This window comes from Romboutsia weinsteinii, from assembly GCF_002250835.2.
Classification (GTDB): Bacteria; Bacillota; Clostridia; order Peptostreptococcales; family Peptostreptococcaceae; genus Romboutsia_A; species Romboutsia_A weinsteinii.
Window position 1 is genome coordinate 1 of the sequence record NZ_NOJY02000100.1, and the last position, 5,599, is coordinate 5,599.

The 5,599-nt window shown below is 30.4% G+C and carries 3 protein-coding genes and 1 pseudogene; all 4 read right to left on the reverse strand.

Going from position 1 to position 5,599, the window contains the following annotated elements:
• A pseudogene (locus tag CHL78_RS19390) lies at window positions 1-192 on the reverse strand (HpcH/HpaI aldolase/citrate lyase family protein); the annotation flags it as partial.
• A 60-nt stretch (window positions 193-252) separates the two neighbouring features.
• Window positions 253-1,386, reverse strand: coding sequence for a toxic anion resistance protein (locus tag CHL78_RS19395; protein WP_094368078.1), 1,134 nt, complete (start codon window positions 1,384-1,386; stop codon window positions 253-255).
• Window positions 1,377-2,948 (reverse strand): YceG family protein, encoded by a 1,572-nt coding sequence (locus CHL78_RS19400; protein ID WP_094368077.1) that lies wholly within the window; start codon window positions 2,946-2,948, stop codon window positions 1,377-1,379. Before CHL78_RS19400 ends, CHL78_RS19395 begins: the two co-directional genes overlap by 10 nt.
• 101 nt (window positions 2,949-3,049) lie before the next feature.
• Window positions 3,050-5,599, reverse strand: a 2,550-nt coding sequence (locus tag CHL78_RS19405) for a calcium-translocating P-type ATPase, PMCA-type (RefSeq protein ID WP_116041736.1), incomplete at its 5' end; no start/stop codon positions are given.

Here is a 5,599-nt window from a genome sequence, read left to right on the forward strand (position 1 = left end):
TAAAGGCCTTACACCTCTGACCTGTCCTGTAACGCTTTTATATATCATATTATACTGTGTAGCAGGAACATATAAAAAAGCCCCTAGAGCATATTTTAATGTGTCAATTTCAGTATTATTGTCAAACTCACAAGGCTTTTTAAAAAAGATTTTGTCTATAACCTTTTTATCTATATCATCAAAGTATTTCAATTTATCCTCCCCATAATAAAGTTAAAGGACTAACTTAATAAAATTAGCCCTTTTATCTTACTATTTATTGTAAATTATAGCTGTGTTTAAACTTTCTAGTCTCTTTGTATTATCCTTTATTGCATCTCTATTAGTAGATTCTATTCTCATAGTTTCGTCTATTCCTGTTTTGATAGTATTGTACATTTTTTCTAATGTTTCTATCTGAACAGAACTAGAACTTGCCATTCTTGCTATTTGAGCACTTTGAGTACTTACATTTTGTGCATTTCTAAGTAAAAGTTCATTAGTTTTATCATCAAGAGCTTTTAAAGATTTCGCTTGTAATTCTTGCTTTTTAAGTAATATTGCTTGAGATAAGCATTGCTTAAATACAGGAAGAGTGACTACAAATGCACTATTTATCTTCCTTACTAGTCCAAAGTTATTGTGTTGCATTCCTCTAAGCATTGGTATTGTTTGTATAGCTATATTTTCTGCTATTCTTAGATCATACACTCTCTGATTTAGCATATCATAAATTTTTAATAAATCTTGATATTCAACCATGTCCATTTGATCTCCGCTAGTTTCAGCTTTATTTTTAAAGTGAGGAAGTATCTCATTGTCCATTTCTTCTATTGCTATTTCTCCTGCAACAATATACTTTTGTAGTTCATTGTAAAAATCAAAGTTTTCACTTATCATAGCACCTATTTGCTTATTTGAAGTATTTATGTCTCTTTCATATTTTTCAAGCTCTATTTGAATTTTTTCAACTTCACCGCCAAGAGTATCGTACTTTTGGAACATCAACTCTACAGCATTGTTAGCTTTTTTGAAGATTTTTTGCATGAAAGTAGGCTCTTTAGCTTCTTGGAAATCATCTAAATCAAACTTATCCATTATCTTTGTTAGTTGAACAAGCATCTTAGAGTTTTCTTCATTTCTATTCATTTTTATTGTATTAAGTAAGCTATCTGAAACTCTTGCTATACCTTCTGATGCAGCACGGCCAAATTGAAGTATAGTATCAGGATTATCTACCTCAATAAGTGCTGTTAATGCCTCAACTTCTCTAGATGTTCTAAGTTCCATCTTTTTAGTGTTTGTATATTCAACTATATCAAAGTTATCTTCTTTTACTACTGGAGTATTATCTATAACTTCTACTACGTTTTTGTCTTTGGATAATCCACTCATATTTATCCCCATTTAAATCCGCTCCTTTTTCCAAATAATTTCTTTAATAATGATTCATCTTCTTGAAGTGAAGATAATTTAAAGTCATAAACCATTTTATCAAGCCTATGTATATCTACAAGCTGATTATTTATTACATTTTCAATACAGTTTTCTCCACCAGGAGTAAGTATTAGTATATCGAAACCTATCTTACTAAGTAATATCATTATAAACACAACTTCTTTATCAAAGACTAAACTTTCGCCTAGATATATTACAAGTTTTGGATTTACAAGAGAATAATCAAAGTTATTTATCATATGCACAAATCTTTTGTTCATATATAAAACTGAATACATACCTTTTATTCTATCTTCTCTGTTTAGCCCGTCAATAAACATTTCGCTCATTATGATTTCTTCGATTTTATCTAAAATCATCGTCTGCTGATTTGTATTTAGTGTTGATATGGAATAGTTTTTATCGTTTAATATTGCTTTTTTATCTATTTTCCCCTCTGAATTAAGTACAAAAGATAGACTAAAAGCTTCCTTTGTAAACTCTTTTGAGAAGTTATTTATATTTCCATCAAACTCAATAAAAAATGCTTCATCACTACCTTTTAGTAAATTTACAAAGTTAATGTACTCCTTTGAGTCATTATAAACACCATTTATTTTTGAAAAGAATACAGGTGCCTGTACTATATTATTATCAAAACTAAATCCTGGTCTTAGCTTTAATGGTTGCTTCCAATAGATAGAAACTTCATCAATAGTTGAACTTAGAAGTAAATTCTTTATAGACCTATCTTGTAGTTGCCAAGGCTTAATAAAACCAGAATCATTTAGTAGCTCTTCACTAATCCTCTTTGATGCTTCAGCACCTATTGTAAAGGCTTTCTTTATTGATGATTTCTCAACCTTTTCTCCTAGTTCGACTCTTTCTTCAAAACTCAAATTACTATCTATTATTATGTTGTTTATTAACTCTATCTTATACTTCTCTTTTTTTAATATATCTATATTACTATCACTACTCGGGCTTAAATATAAAACATCAAATCCTGCTAAATGTAGTAGTAATAATAAATAAACTTCATGCTTTTTTATTTCTCCATAAAATATAACCTTTGGTGCCTCAGTTCTATTTATTTTAAGCTTGCCTATGTATGTTTTTATCCAAGCCATAATTTTCACAATAAAATTCTGCTTAATTCTATCATTTGCAAACTCATCGCCTTCTTCTTTTAAAAGAATATCAAATGCTCTCTTTATTCTATTATTTATCTCTTCATCATTTACTATATCTAGATTTAAGTCGTAAATACTTCCTCTATAATTTGATACACAATTTTTAAAGTAATTTATAATATCAAAATCACTAGGATTACCAATGCTTTGCACAAACAAAGCAATATCATTTCTCTCATTGATATAAGAGTTTGCCTTAAAAATCTCTAGATTATATAAATCTTCATTTATTACTCCAATATTAGCTATAAAGTAACTTAGATATCCTTTTGAAGGTGTATAATTTCCTCTATCAGATTGGCTGGAGAATATTCTATCAAATACTACTGAATCACTCATTTATCCTCCCAGATTTAACCTTTATTATATATTTTTTTGGGGCTGCCTAAAAATAATATTTATTTTTAGACATCCCCATTTATTTAAAATACTTTTTAAATTTATCCTTCTTGCTTAGATAATTCTAATTCTCTTTCCTTATCTTTCTTAGAGAATGTTCTTATTACTAATTTAACTATTTCATTTACTACTACTACACTTGATGCTACTAGTAATACTTTTATCCATAATGTAGCTTCAAGCGGTACTGAGTTAAAGAAATCTTTAAATACTTGTGTAAATATGATTTGAGCTATACCTGTTACTGCTATAATCTTTAATGCTAAAGTATTTTTAAAGAAGTTTGGTATTATACTGTCAGCATTAAATTCTCTACAGTTAAATGCGTTAAATAGTGCACTGAATGCAAATAGGGCAAACATTACTGTTTCTTGTTGCTCTGGTGCTGCATTTAATACGTTAAATGTAGATTGTATCATTAAGATTGCAGTTATAAATAATGCATTTAATCCTATCGTAAATGTCATAGACTTAGAGATTATATTTGCATTTCTATTTACTGGCTTTCTGTTTAATACATGTTTTCTAACTGGTTCTAGGCCTAGTGCTAATGCAGGTGGTCCATCCATTATTATGTTTACCCATAATAATTGTATTGTAGTAAACGGCATCTCTTGACCCATAACTTGAGATATTATGGCAACTAAAAATGCTATTACGTTTACTGTTAATTGGAATTGAACGAATCTTTGGAAGTTATCATAGATTCCTCTACCCCATTGTATTCCTTTTACTATTGTTGAGAAACTATCATCAGTTAAAATAATATCTGCAGCATTTTTAGATACTTCTGTACCAGATATACCCATCGCTATACCAACATCAGCTTTTGATAATGCTGGCGCATCGTTGATACCATCTCCTGTAACTGCAACTACTTCACCGTCAGTTTGAAGAGCTTGAACTATTCTCATCTTGCTATCTGGCTTACTTCTAGCAACTATAGATATAGTTTTAATTTCTTCTATTAATTCTTCATCACTCAATGTATCAATGAAAGATGCCTCAACAGCTCTCATGTTATTTTTTAATAATCCTAACTCTTCACCTATTGCTCTAGCTGTGTTTATATTATCACCTGTAAGCATTTTTACAGAAACACCAGCTTTATTTGCTATAGATACTGATTCTATAACATCAGGTCTTAGTGGATCTCTTATTCCAACAAATCCACTGAATACTAAGTTATTTTCTTCAGTATCAATGTCAATAGCTTCAGCTTCAACTGTTAAAGCTGCTTCGCTTTCTTCTCCACTTAAAGATATCTCTTTATAAGCAAAACCTAAAGTTCTCATTGACTTTACTTGCAACTTTTCGATTTCCGCTAATATTTCATTTTTTATAGCATCAGTTATAGGTACTATACCATCAGCTTTTTGTACATGTGAACAAAGTTCAAGAAGTACTTCCGGTGCACCTTTTGATAAAAGTACGTATTCATTATTTGCTTCTATAACAGAAGTCATTCTCTTTGTATTAGAAGTAAACTGGTTTTGAGCAACTATGTTTGCTTCTTTTCTTATAGATCTATAATCTACATCTTTATTGTAAAGTAATAATGCACATTCTGTTGCACTACCTAAGTATTTAACTTCACCATCATGATGTTCTATATCTGCTGTAGAGTTTATTATGCAGTTTTCCTTGAAGTAACTATTAGTACTTGCTCCATCACCTTCAAGGTATCTACCATCAATATATGCAACTTCTGCAGTCATTCTGTTTTGAGTTAATGTACCAGTTTTATCTGAACATATAACAGATACAGAACCTATAGTTTCACATGCTTCTTTTTTAGTAACTAAAGCATTAATCTTAGCCATTTTTTGCATTGTTATAGCTAAGGTCATGTTTATCATAGTTGGAAGTCCTTCTGGTACTGCAGCAACTATTAATGCAACACACACTGTAAATGCTGTTTTTGCTGGTCCTATAGAATTTAAGAATGGCATAACACCAGACATATCTAAGTTTAATACATCCTTACTTATCATTTGGAATATCATAAATAAGAATAATAGTCCAGCTATTGCTGAAGATATTTTAGCTATAGTTCCACCAAGTTTTCCAAGCTTAGCTTGAAGAGGAGTTTCTTCATCTGCTCCAGTTAAGTGCTGAGCTATTTCACCCATTTCCGTACTATCACCGATTGAAGTTACTACCATAGTACCTCTACCATAAGCTACTAATGTTCCACCAAATAACATATTTATTTGCTTAGCTGGTATTGGTTCTTGCTCTATCATTTTACCTTTAGACTCTATTTTCTCCATTGGTATTATTATATCTGCTTTTTTAGATACATCATCAGATTCACCAGTTAACATATCTTCTCTTATTTTTAGGTTTATACCTTCTATAAGTCTACCATCTGCAGGGACCATATCTCCAGTTTCGATATAAACTATATCTCCTGGAAGCAATTCACTTTTAGATACCTGATGAACTTCACCATCTCTTAATACTTTTACTTCTATATTTTCAGTTAATTTAGACAATGCATCAGCTGCTTTTTTAGACTTACCTTCAGTAACCATACCTATACCGATACCTACAGCTATAGCACATACTATACCTATTGCATCATGGCT